Origin of the sequence: Hamadaea sp. NPDC051192, from assembly GCF_040682475.1 — a bacterium.
Taxonomy (GTDB): domain Bacteria; phylum Actinomycetota; class Actinomycetes; order Mycobacteriales; family Micromonosporaceae; genus Hamadaea; species Hamadaea flava.
Genome location: NZ_JBFBAZ010000063.1, coordinates 10780 through 29503, shown reverse-complemented (window position 1 = coordinate 29503; position 18724 = coordinate 10780). Strand labels below are relative to the sequence as shown.

The 18724-nt window shown below is 71.4% G+C and carries 15 protein-coding genes; 5 read left to right on the top strand and 10 right to left on the bottom strand.

Annotated elements, in window-relative coordinates:
• Nucleotides 1–49: 49 nt before the first annotated feature.
• Nucleotides 50–619: a hypothetical protein gene (locus AB0M47_RS24810; RefSeq protein ID WP_363418130.1), complete on the top strand. Its 570-nt coding sequence runs from the start codon at nucleotides 50–52 to the stop codon at nucleotides 617–619.
• A gap of 141 nt (nucleotides 620–760) precedes the next feature.
• Here AB0M47_RS24810 and AB0M47_RS24805 read toward each other — a convergent pair whose 3' ends face one another.
• Together AB0M47_RS24805 and AB0M47_RS24800 are read right to left on the bottom strand one after the other, a co-directional pair.
• The gene (locus tag AB0M47_RS24805; protein WP_363418128.1) at nucleotides 761–4390 is read right to left on the bottom strand and encodes an SdrD B-like domain-containing protein; all 3630 of its coding nucleotides are present in this window, start codon (nucleotides 4388–4390) and stop codon (nucleotides 761–763) included.
• 110 nt (nucleotides 4391–4500) lie between these two features.
• Nucleotides 4501–6444 (bottom strand): BTAD domain-containing putative transcriptional regulator, encoded by a 1944-nt coding sequence (locus AB0M47_RS24800; RefSeq protein WP_363418126.1) that lies wholly within the window; start codon nucleotides 6442–6444, stop codon nucleotides 4501–4503.
• A gap of 57 nt (nucleotides 6445–6501) precedes the next feature.
• On the opposite strand from AB0M47_RS24800, the gene AB0M47_RS24795 reads away from it, so the two are divergent.
• The gene (locus tag AB0M47_RS24795; protein ID WP_363418124.1) at nucleotides 6502–7410 is read left to right on the top strand and encodes an alpha/beta hydrolase; all 909 of its coding nucleotides are present in this window, start codon (nucleotides 6502–6504) and stop codon (nucleotides 7408–7410) included.
• Nucleotides 7411–7421: 11 nt separating this feature from the next.
• Here the strand turns inward: AB0M47_RS24795 and AB0M47_RS24790 are convergent, their stop codons facing one another.
• From AB0M47_RS24790 to AB0M47_RS24770, 5 genes are all read right to left on the bottom strand, one after another.
• Nucleotides 7422–7742 (bottom strand): transcriptional regulator, encoded by a 321-nt coding sequence (locus AB0M47_RS24790; protein WP_363418122.1) that lies wholly within the window; start codon nucleotides 7740–7742, stop codon nucleotides 7422–7424.
• 71 nt (nucleotides 7743–7813) lie between these two features.
• The gene (locus AB0M47_RS24785; protein ID WP_363418120.1) at nucleotides 7814–8290 is read right to left on the bottom strand and encodes a hypothetical protein; all 477 of its coding nucleotides are present in this window, start codon (nucleotides 8288–8290) and stop codon (nucleotides 7814–7816) included.
• A 108-nt stretch (nucleotides 8291–8398) separates the two neighbouring features.
• A complete protein-coding gene (locus AB0M47_RS24780) occupies nucleotides 8399–9007 on the bottom strand; it encodes a glyoxalase (RefSeq protein ID WP_363418118.1) in 609 nt (202 codons plus the stop codon).
• Between the two features lie 44 nt (nucleotides 9008–9051).
• Nucleotides 9052–9582, bottom strand: a complete 531-nt coding sequence (locus tag AB0M47_RS24775; RefSeq protein WP_363418116.1) for a DinB family protein — start codon at nucleotides 9580–9582, stop codon at nucleotides 9052–9054.
• Entirely contained in the window at nucleotides 9579–10595 is a 1017-nt protein-coding gene (locus AB0M47_RS24770) for a helix-turn-helix domain-containing protein (RefSeq protein WP_363418114.1), read from the bottom strand. Before AB0M47_RS24770 ends, AB0M47_RS24775 begins: the two co-directional genes overlap by 4 nt.
• A 71-nt stretch (nucleotides 10596–10666) precedes the next feature.
• On the opposite strand from AB0M47_RS24770, the gene AB0M47_RS24765 reads away from it, so the two are divergent.
• Complete coding sequence (locus AB0M47_RS24765) at nucleotides 10667–11560, top strand: NADP-dependent oxidoreductase (RefSeq protein WP_363418112.1); 894 nt, start codon at nucleotides 10667–10669, stop codon at nucleotides 11558–11560.
• Nucleotides 11561–11700: 140 nt separating this feature from the next.
• Here AB0M47_RS24765 and AB0M47_RS24760 read toward each other — a convergent pair whose 3' ends face one another.
• Genes AB0M47_RS24760 through AB0M47_RS24750 form a run of 3 tightly spaced genes read right to left on the bottom strand, consistent with a single transcriptional unit; the run spans nucleotide 11701 to nucleotide 15385 of the window.
• Nucleotides 11701–12345: a LysE family translocator gene (locus AB0M47_RS24760; RefSeq protein ID WP_363418110.1), complete on the bottom strand. Its 645-nt coding sequence runs from the start codon at nucleotides 12343–12345 to the stop codon at nucleotides 11701–11703.
• 58 nt (nucleotides 12346–12403) lie between these two features.
• Nucleotides 12404–14701 carry an FdhF/YdeP family oxidoreductase gene (locus AB0M47_RS24755; protein WP_363418108.1) on the bottom strand — a complete coding sequence of 766 codons (2298 nt, stop codon included), beginning with the start codon at nucleotides 14699–14701 and terminating at the stop codon, nucleotides 12404–12406.
• Nucleotides 14702–14740: 39 nt separating this feature from the next.
• Nucleotides 14741–15385 (bottom strand): DUF1345 domain-containing protein, encoded by a 645-nt coding sequence (locus AB0M47_RS24750; RefSeq protein WP_363418106.1) that lies wholly within the window; start codon nucleotides 15383–15385, stop codon nucleotides 14741–14743.
• A 125-nt stretch (nucleotides 15386–15510) separates the two neighbouring features.
• On the opposite strand from AB0M47_RS24750, the gene AB0M47_RS24745 reads away from it, so the two are divergent.
• Both AB0M47_RS24745 and AB0M47_RS24740 read left to right on the top strand, forming a co-directional pair.
• On the top strand, nucleotides 15511–16242 hold the full coding sequence (locus AB0M47_RS24745) for an ABC transporter ATP-binding protein (RefSeq protein ID WP_363418104.1): 732 nt from the start codon (nucleotides 15511–15513) through the stop codon (nucleotides 16240–16242).
• On the top strand, nucleotides 16239–18659 hold the full coding sequence (locus AB0M47_RS24740) for an ABC transporter permease (RefSeq protein WP_363418102.1): 2421 nt from the start codon (nucleotides 16239–16241) through the stop codon (nucleotides 18657–18659). Before AB0M47_RS24745 ends, AB0M47_RS24740 begins: the two co-directional genes overlap by 4 nt.
• Nucleotides 18660–18724 lie beyond the last annotated feature (65 nt).

The following is an 18724-nucleotide window of genomic DNA, read 5'->3' as shown; positions in this document are numbered from 1 at the left end:
GGGGTACGCCTGGAGGCGCGGTCGTCGTCCGCCGCGCAAGATCAAGCGCATGAGTTTCGTGAAGCCGTCCTTCCTCGCCGCGCCGTTGTTCCTCGCCCTCTACGGCGTCCTCCGCCTCGTCGGGAAGGCCGACGGCGTCTACGGCCCCGGCTGGGACTGGCAAGCGGCGCACTTCGCCGGAATCATCGGCCTGGTGCTGTTCGCGCCGGTGGTTCTCGCGTTGGGGCGGATGCTGCGTCCGTCGTGGTGGCGTACCACGATGGTCGGGGTGACCCTGGTCGGACTGGTGGCCTCGGTCGTCCAGTTCGGAGCGGACATCGTCGAGGGATTCATGGCGGCCGACAAGCCCGAGATGTCGTCGCTCAGCGACTCGTTCCAGTCGATCCCCGGCGTCACGATCGCCTTCTACAGCGTCGGCCCGCAACTGTTCTTCCTCGGCCTGATCGCGCTCGCCGTCGCGGCCGCGATCGCCCGCAAGCTGCCATGGTGGAGCGCCGTCCTGGTGATCGTCGGCATCCTGCTGCCCCCGATCACGCTGGACCTGATGCCGGTCGCCGGGCTGTGCCTGGCCGCCGCCTTCGCCCCGGCCGTCTTCCGGCGTACGCCGGTCGCAGCCTGACGGTCAGGCCGTTCCGAACGGGACACGCAGCGAACCGGGGGCCGCGGCATCGTCCGCGGCCCCCGTTCTCGTCCCTCCCCCGTTCTCGTCCCTCCCCCGTTCTCGTCCTCCCCCGTTCGCGTCCTCCCGGTCGTCAGGGTGTCACTCGAAGCGCCGCCGCCGCAGGGTGATCACCAGCAACACGGAGCCGATGAGGACCGCCGCGATCCCGGTGAACACGCTCGGCCACAGCCAGCCCGGCGTACCGGTGTGCGGCAGGTCGTCCCCGCTCGTCGCGGCCGACGTGCTGCTCGGGTCGGTGCCGTCGGTGGTGGATCCCGTTCCGTCGGTTCCGGTGGACGAGCCGTCGGTCGCCGTCGGGGACACCGGCGCCTCCAGCGTGCTCACGCCGGGGTCGTCGGTGGCGCTCGCTCCGGGCGTCGCCCCGGCGGAGAGGCTGCCGGCGGACGGCGTCGCCCCGGACGGGCCGCTGCCCGGAGTCGTTCCGGACGTCGGCGCGGCCACCGCGGTCGAGCTGGCTCCGACCGGGTCGACGCTGCTGCCGGTGGACGGCGTCGCCGACCCACCCGGCGCGGTCGTCGGCACCGGCGCGCCGCCACTGGTCGCCGGGGTCGGTGTCGCCGCAGCCGCCTCGGTGATCAGGCCCGCGTCGATCGCCGGCAGGTCGCTGACGTCGTTGAGCTGCTGACCGGTCGGCGCGGCGACGAACATCCGGCGTACGGCGAGCGGGGCGGACGTGCCGGTGGCGTTCACGTTGGAGTCGCGCTGCGGATCGGTCACCGCGTTCTCGGTCGTGAACTTCGACCCGGCCGGAGCGTCGAGATCCACCTCGTAGGTGCCGGGGCACAGCTCGGCGAACCGGTACCGGCCCTGCGCGTCGGTCGTAGCACGGCGCTCAACCGTCGCACAGTTCTCCGGGCTGCCGGTCAGCTTCACCGGGATCCCGGCGAGATTGGGCTCGCTGTCGTCGCGTACGCCGTCGCGGTCCAGGTCACGCCAGACGCGACCGCTGACCGACCCGGCCAGCATGCGTACCGTCAGGTCGTTGGACCGGACCGGCAGCGCCAGCCCGTCCGCCTTGGCCCCGAAGACCGCGCCCAGTTCTTCGGCGTCCTTGGACTGCGGCGCGTCGAGGACCACAGTGGTCACCCGGGTGCCGTTCGCCGCCAGCGGAGTGCTGGAGCTGACCCGGATGCCGGTCACCGCCGCCATCTTCTCGGGGCACCGCTCCTGGCCGAACTCGTCCGCGAGACACCAGGCGGTGTCGCCGCCGGGCTGGTTGGTCTTGTCGTTGACGTCCAGGTCGATCCGGTCGCCGGGCACGGCGGTGTACCGGACGGTCGCCCCAGCCGGGGGCTGCACCTTCTCCAGCACGACCGGGCCGGTGACGGCGGTGTTCGCGACGTCGCCGCTGGCCGGCACCTTCATGATCAGGTCGCTGGAGCGGACCGGGCTGGTCCAGGCATTGGTCTCCTTGAGCAGGAAGGAGACGTCGTCGCCGACCGCGACGGCCGGCGCGCCGGCCTCGATGACCACCCGGTACGCCCCCTGCCCGGTGACGGTCAGCGAGCGCGACGCCGTCCGGTCCTCGGCCGGCGACACGTCGCAGGCCGTCGAGATCGTCGCGACGGCGGTCAGGTCGTGCCCGGCCGCGACGTCCTTGGCGACACTCGTCCGCAGGTCGATGGCGGGCAGCAGCTCGTTGATGTGCCGCTCGCCGAGATCCCAGTGCAGGCTGGTCGACCCGTCGGGCAGCTTCTTCGTGGCGGTCGGGGCGAGGGTCGCGGCGGCGTCGACGACGCGTACCTGGGCCGGGATCGTCACGTCGACGCTGACCGGGCAGGCCCGGCCGACCTTGGCGGTGCTGTCGGTCAGCGTGGCCTGGACGATGAACCGCACCGGCTGGTCCGGCTGCACCGACTGCAGATCGTCGGAGGGACGCTCGGCGCTGTCCCCGGTCTCGGCCGTCTTGACGGTGACCCGCGCGGCCGAGGCCAGCACGATCATCCGGTCCGACATCGGGCCGACCGCGCTGATGTCGTCGGGCGCCGGGCGCTCCTCCGCACCACCGTGCCGACCGGCCCAGCTGGCCCGGCCCCACGTCTTGACCTCGGTTCCGTCGGTGGCCGACGGCGAGATCTTCTCCTCCAGCACGAACCGGTAGTAGGAGCCGACCGGCTGCGGCTCGGTGATGATCCACCGGGCGCGGTCGACCTCGGCGGCCCCGCCGGGCACCGCGTCCAGCGACGGGTACCAGGTGGCCTCCTCGTCGCCGCAGCCGCTCGCCGGGCCGACCGGCTCGGTCCCGACACCCCAGGACAGCTGCGCTCCCGGCACCGGCTCCTTGCCGCCGTCGGCCAAGGCTGCGACCGCGGCGTACTGGCCGGTGGGCTGCTGGACGGCGTTGTCGAACACCGCGCACACCCGGCCGGGTTCGCCGTGCGCGACCGTACCGAGGTTCTTGGAGACGACCTGCACGGTGTACTTCGTCCCCGGGGTGATCTTGCCCTTGCGGTCCAGCGGCGTCTCCCGGCCCGGCGCGACCATGGTGGCGTCGCCGTTGGCCATCTCCGAGCCGAACAGCGTCGCGATCTCCCCGGCGGCGGCGTCGTTCAGCTCGGTGCTCGCCGCGTTGTTGGCCGGCAGGTCGCCCTCGTTGAGCGCGCCCGAGATGCTCTTGACGGCCAGCCGAGGCAGTTCGGTACGCAGCCGCAGGAAGTTGACGCCCTGCTTGGACTCGCCGAACTTCAGCAGGTCGTCGCCCGGAATGAAGACGACGAGCTTGCCGGCGAAGGCGTAAGTGGTCTCCAGAGGCAGGGGCAGGTTGCCGTAGGTGTGCAACGGGGTCTGCTTCATGCTCGTGTCGAGCCCGTCGAGCACCACGTCCACCGTGTCGTTCGTCCGCGTGCAGCCGATGGTCGCGGGCGTGCCGAAGTCTCGCGTACCCGGCAAGGACGGGAACACCGGGTCGCCGACGCCGTTCGGGGAACAGCCGACCAGCTGCCAGTCGCCCGTGCCGGGCGCTTCCGCCTCGTACAGGTGACTCAGGTCGACGCCGAACGACAGCGCCGGGTTGAGCGCCTCCACGCCGCGTACGCCGGGTCCCCGATGCAGGATCGCGAGCGGGAACGCGATGAAGTTTCCGTAGACCCCCTCGCGCGCACCCCCGGTGATCAGCGGCTGCGCCTCGGTCGCCGAGAGATCCCACTCGGGCGCCGCCGAGACGACCACCGTGGACTCCCCGGCCGGCACGGCCGCCACACCCTGGCCCGAGACCGTGCCCGTGGTCTTCACCTCGGCCCCGTTGGCCGCGTCGCCGTCGACCTTGAGGCTGAACTCGACGCCGTTGGTCTGGTTCGTCTGCGCGCCGATGTCGCAGCTGATCTCCTTGCCGTCACGGCTGATCGCGTCGTCACGGTTCGTGCACAGGGACGGCACGGTCTGGAAGCTCGCCGGCCCGGCGACGGCCAGCGTGGCGGTCGCCTCGTCCACGGTGCCGCGGCTCGACAGGTCGACGCGGTAGGTCACGGTGTCGCTGGTCCGCACGACCTCGTCGATCGGCGAGTCGTCCTTGCCCGGTCCCGAGGCGGGGTCGAACGGCCGGCTGCCGCTGCTCACCAGGACCAACTGGCTCGTCAGGGTGCCCGAGGCACCGAACGCCACGCCCATGAAGGCGACGGTGCCGCCGATGCCGAGCCCCAGCGCGCAGGCGAGCGCGATGGTGCGCTTCCGCCAGAACGGCCTTCGAGAATTCGCACCGTGCAGGCCCATGGTCCCCCCAGATCACACGCAATCACACAAAGTAGTCATTTACTAGCAGAGCGTGACATTGTGGCCGAGTCAATCACGACACGGCGGAAAACCCGTGCGATCCCGGTAGATCACCCGATGGCTGCGACTGCTGCGACCAGGGCATTCAACTCCGCGCCGATCGGGCCGAAGCCGAACAGCCCGGTGCCCGCCCCGGCGATCTCGCCGGCCGCGGGCAGCAACGCGGCGTACGCCCGCCGCATCAACTCCTCGTCCCGCACGGCGATCGCCGCCCGCCCGGCGAGGCACCAGAGCGCCTCCTGGACATGGTCGGCGGGCGGATCCGGCAGCCCACGCAGCGCCGCCCGAGCACGATCGGGCTCCTCCTGGCCGAGCAGGACATGCGGGTACGCCCACGGCGCGTAAGGTCCCCAGCCGTCGAGATCGCCGATCGGGCGCCCGTGCGTCACCCGTACGCAGAGCAGCGCCAACGGCAGCAGCCCCACCGACAACCCCGGCATGCCCGCGTCCGTGAGCGTCGCGGCCGCCGACCGGTACGCGTGCTCGGCCTCGTCCGGGTCATCGGCGGCTTGGCGAAGGGCCCGGAACCAGGTCGTGAAGACCCCGACGAGCGGCAGATCATGCCGGTCGGCCAGGGCGTCGGCGGCATCGGCGTACCGGGCCGCGCCGGGCAGGTCGCCGAGTGCGCTGCGCGCCTGGAGGCGTACCAGGTGCCCGAGGACCTCGTAGGTCGGCAGGCCGTGCCGGGCGGACACCTCGATCAGCTCGGCTCCGATGCCGTCGCGAACCGGGGCCAGTCCGCAGCGGCCGAAGCTCTGCATGAACAGCCCGTTGAGCGCGAAGACGAGGACGCCGGGATCCTGAAGGTCGCGGGCCAGCGCCACCGACTCCTGCGCGGACTCGGCCGGCTGCGGCTCGCGTACCCCTCGGGATTCCACCGCGATCGTCGCGAGCAGCCGCGCGCGGGGACCGACCGGCGCGTCCGCGGGCAGCGCGACCAGCGTGCGCCGGGCCGCGGAGACGATCCGCGCGGCCTGGTCCGGGTCGTCGACCCGGCTCCACACGGCCGGCACGTCGTACGCGCCGATGACCCGCGCGGTCAGCTCCGGGTCGCCGAGCTGTTCGGCGGCGGCGACCGCTGCCAGGCGATGTTCCCGCGCCGTCTGCAAGCCTTCGCCACCGGTGACCGCGAGCCCCCGCAGAATGCCCACAGTGGATTCCAGTCGGAGCCGCGCGTCGGCGGCGAGCGCGCGGTCGAACGCGGTGGTGGCGGCGCTCCACACGTGACCGGCGAGCGGCCGCAGCCCCGAGTCGTGGCGCAGAATGCCTTCCTCCAGCCGGGCCAGCTCCGGACCCGGGTCGAGCCCGAGCTGATCGGCCAGCATCGCGCGAGCGCGCCGCAACACGGCGAGCGCCTCGGCCTGCCGCCCGTCCCGATAGAGCGCCAGCGCCAGCAGCCGCCACGCGTTCTCCCGCCACGGATGCTCGGCGGTATGCGTGTCGAGGTCCCCGAGCACCGCCGCCGCCTGCCCGAGTTCCAGCCGCGCCTCGGCCAGCCCTTCGACCGCCTGCGACCGCAGCTCGTTGAGTCTCGTGCGGTCGGGCCGGGTCCACGGCTCGTCCGGGAAGTCCGCGTACGCCGGACCGCGCCACCAGGTCAGCGCCCGGTCCAGCTGCTCGGCCGCGATCGCCGGGGCGCTCTTGACCGCCGCCGTCACCGCGTCCTCGAACCGCCAGGCGTCCACGGTGTCCCGGCCGGTTCGCAAGGCGTACCCGGGGCCCTCGGTGACCAGCAGCTTCGCCGGCGTACGCGGTGGCCGGTCCGGTTCCAGCGCCCGGCGCAGGTCGGCGACGAACGTCCGGATCGAGGCGGCGGCGTTCTCCGGCGGCACCGGCCAGAGATCGTCGATGAGCACGTCGAGCGGCACCATCCGGGTCCGCGCCACGATCAGCCGCGCCAGCACCGCCCGATGCCGGGGACCCCGCAGCGCCACCGGGTCGTGCGCGCCGGACCAGGCCGCCACCGGCCCGAGCACCCCGAAATCGACCCGCACCCGGCGCAGCGTAGCGCTGCTTATCCGTTGCTGATCGGCGCGCCGCACCGTGGAGGCATGAACGAACTCCTTCCTGCTTTCCAGTACGCCCGGCTCCCCGGCTCCGGCGATGTCCGGCTGAATGTCGCGTACGCCGGATCGGGGCCGCCGATCGTCCTGCTGCACGGCTTCCCGCAGACCCACCTGATGTGGCGGCACGTCGCGGCCGATCTCGTGGCCGACCACACCGTGATCGTGCCCGACCTGCGCGGCTACGGGGACAGCGACAAGCCCGCCGCCGATCCAGCCGCCGATCCCACCGGCGGCCCAGCCGCCGAGACCGCGTACGCCAAGCGCACCATGGCGGCCGACGTCGTCGCCGTCGCGCACGCCCTCGGGCACGACCGGTTCGCCCTGGCCGGGCACGATCGCGGCGCGCTGGTCGCCTTCCGGGCCGGGCTGGACCATCCGGCCACGATCACCCACCTGGCCCGCCTCGACGTGCTGCCCACCCTCGACATGTGGGACGTCATGCACGGCACGACCGCCGCGATCGGGTTCCACCTGTATCTCATGGCGCAGCCGCCGGGCCTGCCCGAGCAGCTGATCGAGGCGAGCGCCGACGCCTTCTTCGGCCACTTCCTCGACCTCTGGGCCGGTCGGCCGGACGCGATCCCCGCCCCGGTACGCCAGGCGTACCTGGACGCCAGCCGGGCGGCCGTCCCGTCGATCGTCGCCGACTACCGCGCCTCCGCGACCGTCGACGTCCGGGACGACCTGGCCGACCGCGACTCGGGCAACCAGCTGCGGATGCCGGTGACCGTCCTCCAGCAGGACTGGGGCGCCGCGCTCGGCTTCGACGCCGCCGCCCGGTGGCGGGCCTGGGCGCCCGACCTCGATCACCGGACCGTCTCGTACGGGCACTTCATGGCGGAGGAGGCCCCGGCCGAGATCGCCCAGGTGCTCCGCGAGCTGCTGAAGCGCTGAGCAGGTGTTCGCTACTGCGGGAGGATCGTCGCGCCGGACCGCGCGACGATCTCCTGCAATGCCGCGACGTGCTGGTCGAAGGCGGTCCGGCCGGCTCGGGTGAGCCTCGCCGAGGTACGCGGCCACTTGCCGACGAAGCCCTTCCGGATCTCGACGTATCCCGCGTCCTCCAGCGTGGACAGCTGCTTGGACAACGCCGAGTCGGACAGGTTCACGGTGTCCCGGATGAACTTGAAGTCCGCCCACTCCGACGCCGCGAGCAACGAGACGATCGCGAGCCGGGTGGGCGCATGGATCAGCTCGTCGAATTTCGCTGATCTGACTGAGCGCACTCCCGGCGGCTCACCCGAGGGGCTCCCCGGCTTGACTCCCGGCGGCTCACCCGAGGGGCTCCCCGGCTTGGTCATCGGCCGCCGCCCGACCGCTCGATCATGATCCGCCGCAGCGCCCGGTTGAGCCAGGGACCGCCGAGCCCGAGGATCATCGCCGTCACCACTTCTCCCCAGGTCGCCGGATGAGCGACGTCGGCCGCCTCCAGCGCGAAGCCGGCCGCGAGCGACACCGCGACGGTCCCGAGGACGAAACCGGCGATCAGCCCGGCCCCGCGGAGCCCGAGCAGATCGTTGCGCACCTGTACGCGCAAAGCCTTCCGCACCACCCAGCCGACGCTGGCCGTCACACCGACGACGAAGACCACGACGCCGATCCCGATGATCGTGTCGTCGCCGGATTCTATCGCCGCCGCGAACCCCACCATCAGCGCGCCGATCGCCCACCAGAACCAGATCGGGATCATCGACATCCCGATCACCTGCTCCTGCGTGGCGCGTACCTGGGCGAGCGCTTGCGCGGCCTCGTCCGGTCGCATGTGCTCGGTCATGCTGCCCCTCCCCTGAAAGAAAGTACTTGCCTAAGGGGAAAGTAGCCGTGTCGTTTCCTCCTAGGCAAGTACTTTCCGTCAATGTGGCACGAGGGGTGCCAGTGCCCCTCAGGCGTCCTCAGGCTGGTTCGGGGCGTCGAGCGCTGGTTGGAGTTCGGCGAGCATCGCGAGCGCCCGCTCCCGATCCGCGGCAGGCGCCGTGTCACCGAACCGGCGCAGCCCGGTCTCGATCACCCGGATGGCGTTCCGATCGTCGTTCTTGTAATCCCGGAAGATCCGCGCGTTGTCGAGGACCTTGGCCAGCCCGGTCAGCTCCGTCGAGCCGCCGTACTCCAGGTCGGGTTCGCCTTGCTGGATGTAGATCACCGAGTTGCCGACCGGGTCCACCACGGTGAACCGCGTCTGCCCCGGGCGGAACCGGGTGATCCGCGGCGTACCCCGGGCCGGGATGCGGCCGTAGTGCCCACGCAGCGCCGCCTTGAACTCGGCGTGCCAGGCCGCCACCTCGTCCACCATGATCAGGCAGCCGATGTACGCCTCCTCGGCGGTCACGCCCTTCGGGGTCGGTCCGAAGTGCAGCTGAAAGCCGTCGCGCTCCACCACTCCGTACGCGTACGGGCGGGTCATCTCGTAGGTGACCGTGTAGCCGAGCACCCGGTAGAACGCCAGGGTCTCGGTGAGGTTTCCGCTCCACAGCATCGGTATCGAGATCGCCATCCGACCACCGTACGGAGCCGGACCCGTCCGCCGCCTATGGAAATCTACTGACCGGTCTGGCCGTCGATGCTCTCGCGGAGCAGATCGAGATGGCCGCAATGCCGCGCGGTCTCCTCGATCATGTGCGCGAACGCGTAGCGCAGCGTGAAGGAGTTGCCGTCGGCGTGCGCCCGTTCGTCGAGGTCGGCGTCGGCGACCGCGGCGTTGGACCGCGCGCACTCCGCCCGGTACGCCGCGACGAGGTCGGCCAGCGTGTCACCCGGCTCGACGGCGAACGCGCCGGAGTTCTCCGCCGACCAGGGCTCGGGCAGATCGTGCCCGGCGAAGTCGATGCTGAACCAGTAGCGCTCCACCCCCGTCAGGTGCTTGACCAGCCCGGCCGGGGTCAACGCGGACGCAGCCACTGAACGGCTCGCCGCCTGCTCGTCGGTCAGCCCGCCGACCTTCAGGACCACCGTCGCGCGCAAGAAGTCGAGCATGCTGATCAGAGTCTCGCGCTCACCGGCGTCCTCCCGGGGACGCACCCGGATGATGTCCGCAGTCGTGTCAGCGGTCTCGCCCGCAGTCTCGGTCACGGGCGCACAGTATCGGCACCCACCGACATGTCATGGTGCGCCGAATCCCGCGCGCGGAAGGTTCGCCGGTAGTCGGCCGGCGACACCCCGGCCGCGGCTCGCAGATGCTGACGCAGCGAGAGCGCGGTGCCGAAGCCGGACCGCCGGGCGACCAGCTCGACCGGCAGATCGGTGCTCTCCAGCAGACCCCGGGCGTGGTCGACCCGCTGCCGGATGAGCCACTGTCCCGGGGTCAGCCCGACCTCGTCCCGGAACCGGCGGGTGAAGGTGCGTACGCTCATCCGCGCGTGCGCGGCCAATTGCTGTAGCGACAACGGTTCCGCCAACCGGCGCAGTGCCCACTCCCGGGTCGCCGCCGTGCCGGATCCCGACTCCGCGGGCACCGGGCGTTCGACGTATTGGGCCTGACCGCCGTCGCGCCACGGCGGCACCACACACCGCCGGGCCGCCTGCGCGGCGACGTCGCTGCCGTGATCGCGCCGGACGATGTGCAGGCAGAGGTCCACACCGGACGCCACACCTGCCGAGGTCAGGACGTCGCCGTCGTCCACGAACAACACTCCGGCGTCCACTTTCACCAGTGGGTGCCGCCGCTGGAACTCGGCCGCCTCATGCCAATGGGTCGTCGCCGGGCGGCCGTCGAGCAGCCCGCATTCGGCCAACGCGTACGCCGCGGTGCAGATCGCGACTTTACGCGTACCAGCCGGAAGGGAAGCGAGCGCAGCCGCGAGGCCGGCGGCCACCGGCGAACCCGGAGCGACCGCGTCGAGCGGGTGGAAGGGCGGCAGGACCACGGTGTCCGCCGAGGCGAGCAGCTCGAGCCCGTGGTCGACGGTGATGCCGAAGCCGGCCTCGGTCTGGACCGGACCGCCGTCGAGCGTGCAGACGGCCACCTCATAGCGAGGCGGCGCGCCCTCGTCGTTCGCCGCGCCGAAGATCCGGGACGGTATGCCCAGCTCGAACGGGATGACGCCGGGCAGCGCGAGGACGGCGACACGATGCGGAACAGCCATGGCCGGATCTTATCGGAAGGTGACCATCTGGCCACTCGTGACGCCGTCCCCCGCTGACCAAGCTGGACCGCATGAAGATGCGTGCGGTGAGCGCCCGAACCTGGGGCGGCCCCGAAGTGCTGGAAGTGATCGAGGTAGACCGGCCGGCGCCGATCGCGACGGAGATCCTGGTCCGGGTCCACGCGGCGGGAGTGAACCCGACCGACTGGAAGTCGCGTGAATCGGGGGCCGGCTATTGGAGCGACCCGGTGATCCTCGGCTACGACGTCTCCGGCGTCGTCGAGGAGGTCGGCCTGGGCGTCACCCTCTACCGGCCCGGCGACGAGGTCTTCGGAATGCCGTGGTTCCCCCGGCAGGCCGGGGCGTACGCCGAATTCGTGACCGCGCCCGCCCGGCAGTTCGCCCGCAAACCGGCCGGGCTCAGTCACATCGAGGCAGCCGCTTTGCCGCTGGCGGCGCTGACCGCTTGGCAGTCGCTGATCGAGACCGGCGGACTGCGTACGGGGGATCGGGTGCTCGTGCACGCGGCGGCCGGTGGCGTCGGCCACCTCGCGGTGCAGATCGCCAAGGCGCGTGGGGCGTACGTCGTCGGGACGGCCAGCGCTGCCAAGCACGACCTGGTCAAGCGGCTCGGCGCCGACGAGGTGATCGACTACCGTGCGGTCGACTTCGCCGACGTCGTCAGCGATATCGACATCGTCCTCGACACCGTCGGCGGCGACTACGGTTCGCGGTCGCAGCGCGTACTGCGGGCAGGTGGACGGCTGATCCGGTTGACCGAGCCCGACGAGCACTTCACCCTCGTCGAGCCGGACTACGCCGGGCTGCGCGAAATCGTGGCGCTGGTCGAGGCGGGCGTACTCCGGCCGGAGGTCTCCTCGGTGCTGCCGCTGGCGTCGGCGGCTGAGGCGCATCGGCTCAGCCAGAGCGGACGGGTGACGGGGAAGATCGTCCTCACTGTGTGATCGGGGCTGGCGGTTCGGCGTTCCTTGATCAGGGTCATTTCTGTGTCGCTATGGCAGCATGGAATTGACCCTGATCATGGCAGCGCCCCGGCGCCCAGCGCCCCGGCGCCCAGCGACCAGCGGCCACGGCGGTCAGGCGGTCAGGCGGGAACTGGACGGCTCGTGTCGGTGGCCAGCTTCACCGCGATCGCGCCCAGCAGCGTCCCCGTGACGTACCGCTGGATCCGCAGCCAGCTCGGCCGGCGCGCCAGGTAGGCGGCGATCGTGCCGGCGGCGAGGATCAGCGCGGCGTTGACCGCGATGCTGACGCAGAACTGCACGGCGCCCAACTGGACGCTCTGCCAGAACAGGTGGCCCGCCGGCACGTCGAGGAACTGGGGGATCATCGACGCGTACATGATGGCGGCCTTGGGGTTGAGCAGGTTCGTGACCAGCCCCATCAGGAAGAGCTTGTGCGGCGGGTGGGCTTCCACCTCGACCGGCGTGAACACCGAGACTCCCCCGGGACGCAGCGCCTTCCAGGCGAGCCAGCCGATGTAGAGCGCACCGGCGATCTTCACCGCGAGGTACAGCTCCGGAACGGCGGCGAACAGCGCCGACAGCCCGAGCGCGGTCGCCACGATGTAGACGATGAAGCCCACGGCCACGCCGCCGAGCGAGATCAGCCCGGCTTTGCGGCCCTGGCCGATGCTGCGCGAGACGACGTACATCATGTTCGGGCCGGGGGTGAGCACCATGCCGAGCGCCACCGTCGCCACGCCCAGCAGCGCGCCAAAGCTGATCATGGCTTCACGATGGCAGCCCTGGCCGTCCGCTGTCGAAGTCCAATCGGCGGCCGGTGGCTCACCGCTGGGTGGCCTTGGTCACCTCCACCGCGATGTGCTTCATCAGCGGCTGGCGGCTCTGCGTACTGAAGTCGCCGATCGCGCACAGCACGTTCAGCTCCGGCATGTAGCCGACGGCGCAGCCGGGCGGAAGGTCGTACGCGACCGCGAGATACCCGTACGCCGTCCGGCGGGAGCCGTCGCGGGCGATGCTGGTGATGTCGATCGGATCGAACTCCGCCAGTTCCCGGTCGGCCATGTCCGCCCGGTTCATGAACAGCAGCGTACGCAGATTCTTGACGCCCCGATAACGGTCGTCCTCGGAGTAGATCGTGGTGTTGAACTGGTCGTGCGAGCGGACGGTGCTCAGCATCAGCCGCCCGTCGGCCGGGATCACGTCGGTCAGCGGCGCGACGGAGAACTCGGCCCGGCCGCTGCCGGTGAGGAAGACCCGTTCGCGGGCGGGCTGGCGGATGCGGAAGCCGAGCGGCTGGCGTACCTGGCGGTTGAAGTCCTCGAAGCCGTCCAGGGTGTGCGCCATGTAGTCCCGGATCAGGTCGTAGTCGCCGACCAGGTCGGCCCAGGGCGTACCGGTGTCCGGCAGGGTGGCCCGGGCCATCCCGGCGATGATCGCGGGCTCGGACAGCAGCGTCGACGCGGCGGGTTCCTTCAGGCCGATCGACAGGTGCACCATGCTCATCGAGTCCTCAACCGTAATGGCCTGCACGCCGGTCGCCTGGTGGTCCTTCTCCGTCCGCGACACGCACGGCAGGATCAGCGCCTGCTTGCCGTGCACGAGATGACTGCGGTTGAGCTTCGTCGAGACCTGCACGGTCAGGTCGCAGCGGCGCAGGGCTTCGAAGGCGTACGCCCTGTCCGGGGTGGCCAGCGCGAAGTTGCCGCCCATGCCGACGAAGACGCGTACGCCCCCGTCGTGCATCGCGTCGAGCGTGCCCACCACGTCGAGCCCGGGATCCCGGGGCGGCGTGAAATGGCAGGCCGCGGCGAGCCGGTCGAGGAACGCCTCCGCCGGATGGTGGTCGATGCCGCAGGTGCGGTTGCCCTGAACGTTGCTGTGCCCCCGGATCGGGCACGGGCCGGCGCCTTCGCGGCCGATGTTGCCCCGCAACAGCAGCACGTTCATGATCTCGCGGATGGTGTCGACGCCGTGCTCCTGCTGAGTCACGCCGAGGCACCAGCCGATGATGGCGGCCCGCGCCCGCCGGTAGATCTTGGCGACCAGCCGGATCTGCCGCTCCGGTACGCCGGACTGCCGCACGATCTCGTCCCACGGTGTCGCCTCGCAGGCCGCCCGATACTCGTCGAAGCCTTGGGTGTGCCGTTCGAGGAACAGCCGGTCGATCGCGGCCGGATCGGTGCGCTCGGCTTCCAGCAGCGCCTTGGCCACACCCCGGAGCAGCGCGGCGTCCCCGCCGATGCGGGGCTGGACGTTGAGCGTGCTCGTCCGGGTCGGCTGGAACAGCGCCATGTCGACGATCTCGTGCGGCACGATCGTCCGCGTCGCGGCGGCCTCGATCATCGGGTTGACGTGCACGATCATCGCGCCCCGCCGGTACGCCTTGGCCAGGTAGGTGAGCATGCGCGGGGCGTTGGAGGCGGCGTTGACCCCCAGCAGGATCAGCGCCTCCGTGGACTCCCAGTCGGTCAGGTCCACCGTGCCCTTGTTGGTGCCGATCGAGGCGTGCAGCGCGACCCCGCTGGCCTCGTGGCACATGTTCGAGCAGTCCGGGAAGTTGTTGGTGCCGTACTCCCGGCCGAACCACTGGTAGAGGAAGCTCGCCTCGTTGCCGAGCCGGCCGGAGGTGTAGAAGGCCGCCCGGTTCGGCGAGTCCAGCCCGCGCAGCGTACGCCCGACCAGCGCGAAGGCGTCCGCCCAGCTGATCGGGACGTAGTGGTCGGTGGCCGGGTCGTAGACCATCGGCTCGGTCAGCCGGCCCGCGTCCTCCAGCGCGAAGTCGCTCCAGCCGGACAGCTCCGCGACCGAGTGCGCGGCGAAGAACTCCCGGCCCACCCGCTTCGGAGTCATCTCCCAGGTGGAGTGTTTGATCCCGTTCTCGCAGACGTCCATGCGCAGGCCCTTGCGGTCGTCGGGCCAGGCGCAGCCGGGGCAGTCGAAGCCGCCGTCCTCGTGGTTCATCTTCAGGATGATCTTCGGGCCGTTCGGGATCTCGTGCTGGTGCGCCAGCACCTTCGCCACGCTCACCGCCGCGCCCCAGCCCGCGGCCGGGTGGTGATAATCGCGCTGCGACGGCTCCCCGGCCGATTCCTCCAAAGACGAAGATTCCGGACCACTCATCTCGATCCCCCGTTCGATGTGACTGACCAGCTCGTGAACTCAGCTCGTGAAGCCGGACGCCACGAGGTTGATCGTGGTCGCCAGGATGACTGTGCCGAACACGTAGGACAGCAGCGTGTGCCGCAACACGACGGCCCGGATGCGAGGGCTCGCCACGTCGGTGTCGGAGACCTGGTAGGTCATCCCGAGGTTGTAACTGAAGTACAGGAAGTCGCGGAACGTCGGCTCGGCCGCGGAGTTGAAGTCGATCCCGCGCGCGTTCCGCGTGTAGTAGAGGTGCGCGTACCGCGCGCTGTACATGAGATGCAGGCTGGCCCAGGCCATGAAGACTCCGGCGAGCGCCACCGCGGCGGCCGCGTGCCGGTCGGTGCTCCGCGACTCGCCGATCATCAGCAGCACCACGATCGCGGCGAGCCCGCCCAGCGCGGCCAGCACGACGACGAGTTCGTCCGGGACGGGCTTGAAATCCTCCCGGGCCATGTTGCGGCGGGTGGTCGCGGCGTCCATCGGCCACAGCACCAGCCAGCCCGCCACGACGAACAGCGCACCGGCGACGGCGACGCCGGTCAGCACGCCCATCGACGCGGTGGTGAGCACGCCGACGACGACTCCGGCCGCCGCTCCGAGCACGACCGCCACGAGCAGTCGCCTGGTCGCGGCCAGCGGGAGCAGCCGCGAGGCCATGATTCGTACGGTACCGCCGGGCGGCCGCGCCGGGGCCGGGAACGACACCCTATGGCTGGCCATACCACCGAAGACGCCTGCTGGCCGTGTCGGTTCCGAGCGCCGGCCCTGACAAGATCATGATCATGACAACAACCCCCGTCGTCGAGCTGACCGACGTACGCCGCACCTACCGAAGCGGCGACACCACCACCCGCGCCCTCGACGGTGTGTCCCTGTCCTTCGCGGCCGCCACCTTCACCGCGGTCATGGGCCCGTCCGGCTCCGGCAAGTCGACGCTGCTGCAATGCGCGGCCGGGCTCGATCGAGCCGACGCCGGCCGGGTACGCCTGGCCGGACAGGAACTGGGTGCGCTCCGCGAGCCGCGGCTCACCGTGATCCGCCGTCAGCACACCGGGTTCGTCTTCCAGGCGTACAACTTGATCGATGCTTTGACGGTCGAGCAGAATGTGCTGCTCCCGCAGCGGTTGTGCGGCGTGCGCCCGGATCGCGCGTGGGCGCGCGAGGTGCTGGCCAAGGTCGGCCTGGCCGGCCGGGAGAACGCGCGGCCGGCGCAGCTGTCGGGCGGGCAGCGGCAGCGCGTGGCGTTGGCCCGCGCGCTGGCCGGGCGGCCCGCGGTGATCTTCGCCGACGAGCCGACCGGCGCCCTGGACCTGCAGTCCGGTCGCGAGGTGCTGGCGCTGCTGCGCTCGGTGGTCGACGAGTACGCCACCGCGGTGATCATGGTGACCCACGATCCCGCCGCCGCGGCGTGGGCCGACCGGGCCGTGATCCTCGCCGACGGCCGGATCGTCCGCGACCTGCCGGAGCCGACCGCCGAGCTGATCGCGACCGAGATGATGGCGGTGACCAAGTGATCCGGCTCGCGCTCGCTGGGCTGCGCAGCCGCCTGGCCGCCTTCCTCGGCACGTTCGTGGCCGCCGTCCTCGCGGTGGCCCTCATCGGCGGCGCGGCGTTGCTGCTGTTCTCCGTGCTGACCGCCAGCCCCACGACGCACCGGTTCGACGCGGCCGATCTCATGGTCGGCGGCGACCGCCAGGTCAGTCTGACCACCGTCAAGGACAAGGGAAAGGGCAAGCAGAAGACGAAGACCAAGACCGAACGGCTCGCCGGTGCGCCCGCCCTGCCGGCCGACTGGGCCGGCAAGGTGGCCGCGCTGCCGGGAGTGACGAAGGTGTCGGCCGATTACGCCTTCCCGATCGCACTGACCACAATGGATGGAAAGCCGGCCGGTGACGCCGTGGGGCACGGCTGGGCTAGCGCCGCTCTCATGCCGTTCACCCTCCAGACCGGCACGGCGCCCGCGTCCGGGCAGATCGCCGTCGACCCGTCGCTCGGCCTGCACCCCGGCGACCAGCTCCTGATGGTCAGCCGGACCGGGTCGCACCGAGTGGTCGTGTCGGGTGTGCTGGCCCAGCGGCTCGACGAGCAGCGCGCCGTGTTCGTCGCGGACTCCCAGGTCTCGGCGGTCTCCGGACTGACCGGCCCGACGGCGTACGCGATCACCGGGTCGGCGACAGCGGCATCGGTCAAGGCGGCGCTCGGCGTCGACACCGTCTACGAAGGACAGGACAAGGTCCGGGCGGACCTGCCCACCGCGCTGCCGGACTACATCGGGGCGATCTCCATCTTCGGCTTCGTCATCGGCATCACCTCGTTCGCCACGGTGTTCGTGCTGACCGGCACGGTCGCCCTCACGGTGCGGCAGCGGCTGCGCGAGCTGGCGCTGCTGCGGGCGACCGGTGCGACGCCGCGCCAGTTGTGGCGGTTGCTGAGTGCCGAGACCCTGTTCGTCACGCTCGTCGCGGCACTCGTCGGCGGTCCGCTCAGCGTCGTGGCCGCCGAGGTCATCGCCGCCCGGTTCCGGACGCTGGGCGCGGTGCCGCCGCAGTTCACTGTGAGCGTCAACGTCGGCGTGCTGCTGGCCGCGATCGCGGTCACCGTCCTGGTCGCACAGCTCAGCGCCCGCGTGGCGGCCCGCCGGGCGATCCGGATCGCCCCCGCCCAAGCCCTGCAGGAGACCCTCGTCGAGGGCCGGACCGGCTGGGTCTTCCGTACGCTGACCGCCGCGATCTGTGCCACGGGCGCGCTCGTCATCCTCGCGGTCGTGCCGCTGGACGGCCCGTTCGGCATGGGCATGACGTTCATCTCCAGCGCCCTGCTGCTGAGCGCGGTCGGCGCGGCCGGTCCGCTGCTGGTCGGGCTGCTCGGCGGGCTGCTGTCCCGGCTGGCCGGGCTGACCGGCATCGCGGGCTGGCTGGCCGGTGCGTTCACCCGGGCCGAGAACCGCCGCGTCACCTCGGTCGCGGTCCCGCTGGCCCTGATGGTCGCCATCAACGCCCCGATGCTGCTCAACAGCGCGTTGTCGGCCGATCTCGCGGCCGCTCAGGAAGCGCGGCGTACGGCGTCGGCCTCGGTCGCGACCGGAGTGCTGCCGCTGTCGGCCTTGCCCGACGACGGCGACTACGCGGCGCTGCTGCCGTCGCGGCTGATCGTCGACGAGGGCGGCAAGCCCGAGGACTACGCGGCTTATGGCATCCAGCAGCACGGAAAGCCGGTCCTGGACCTGGGCTTCACCGGCGGCGACAGCACAGCGAACACCGGGCTGGCGGCGGCTTCGAACGGGTTGGCGGCCAGCGAGTATCTGGCGCGGGCCAACGGATGGCAGGTCGGCGACACCGTCCGGGTGTGGCTGCCCGACGGGTACGCGACCGAGTTGAAGCTGACCGGCGTCTTCGCGAACAACCGTGGCTTCGGCGAGCTGCTCGCCCCGGCTGATCTCATCGCCGCGCACGATCCGCGCGGCGTGGTGACCTCGGTCGTCTTCCACGGTTCGCTGGCGCTCGACGGCATGCACGTCGTCCCGCCGCAAGCCGAGGCGTCGGGTGACGCCGACGAACGGCAGGGCGCCTGGGAGATCATGATCGCGGTCTCGCTCGGCTTCACCGCGATCGCGGTGGTCAACACGTTCGCGGTGGCCGCGGCGGCTCGCCGGGCGCAGCTGGCCCAGCTGCGGCTGCTCGGTGCGACTCCCGGGCAGATCCGCCGGATGACCGCCCGCGAAGCCGTCCTGACCGTCGCCGTCGGGCTCACGCTGGGCATCGCGGTCACCACCGTCGTGGTCGCGGCGTTCAGCTCCGCCCAGGACGGGACGCTGCGGCTGATCGTCGACCCGGCCGCGTACGGGGGTCTGCTCGCCGTGGTCGGCCTGCTCGGCCTGGCCGCCGGCACCCTGCCGGCACGTCTCGTCCTCCGGTCCGTCCGCCCCATCTGAGAGAGGTGTGATCAATGCGCCGGCCACGTCGTTTCGACGGACGATTCGCCGCCCGAAGCAGCATG

Bases quoted from the DNA above. Each gene is read 5' to 3' on its own strand.
- AB0M47_RS24810 (WP_363418130.1), top strand. From the start codon at position 50: ATGAGTTTCGTGAAGCCGTCCTTCCTCGCCGCGCCGTTGTTCCTCGCC.
- AB0M47_RS24805 (WP_363418128.1), bottom strand. From the start codon at position 4,390: ATGGGCCTGCACGGTGCGAATTCTCGAAGGCCGTTCTGGCGGAAGCGC.
- AB0M47_RS24795 (WP_363418124.1), top strand. From the start codon at position 6,502: ATGAACGAACTCCTTCCTGCTTTCCAGTACGCCCGGCTCCCCGGCTCC.
- AB0M47_RS24785 (WP_363418120.1), bottom strand. From the start codon at position 8,290: ATGACCGAGCACATGCGACCGGACGAGGCCGCGCAAGCGCTCGCCCAG.
- AB0M47_RS24780 (WP_363418118.1), bottom strand. From the start codon at position 9,007: ATGGCGATCTCGATACCGATGCTGTGGAGCGGAAACCTCACCGAGACC.
- AB0M47_RS24770 (WP_363418114.1), bottom strand. From the start codon at position 10,595: ATGGCTGTTCCGCATCGTGTCGCCGTCCTCGCGCTGCCCGGCGTCATC.
- AB0M47_RS24765 (WP_363418112.1), top strand. From the start codon at position 10,667: ATGAAGATGCGTGCGGTGAGCGCCCGAACCTGGGGCGGCCCCGAAGTG.
- AB0M47_RS24760 (WP_363418110.1), bottom strand. From the start codon at position 12,345: ATGATCAGCTTTGGCGCGCTGCTGGGCGTGGCGACGGTGGCGCTCGGC.
- AB0M47_RS24755 (WP_363418108.1), bottom strand. From the start codon at position 14,701: ATGAGTGGTCCGGAATCTTCGTCTTTGGAGGAATCGGCCGGGGAGCCG.
- AB0M47_RS24750 (WP_363418106.1), bottom strand. From the start codon at position 15,385: ATGGCCTCGCGGCTGCTCCCGCTGGCCGCGACCAGGCGACTGCTCGTG.
- AB0M47_RS24745 (WP_363418104.1), top strand. From the start codon at position 15,511: ATGACAACAACCCCCGTCGTCGAGCTGACCGACGTACGCCGCACCTAC.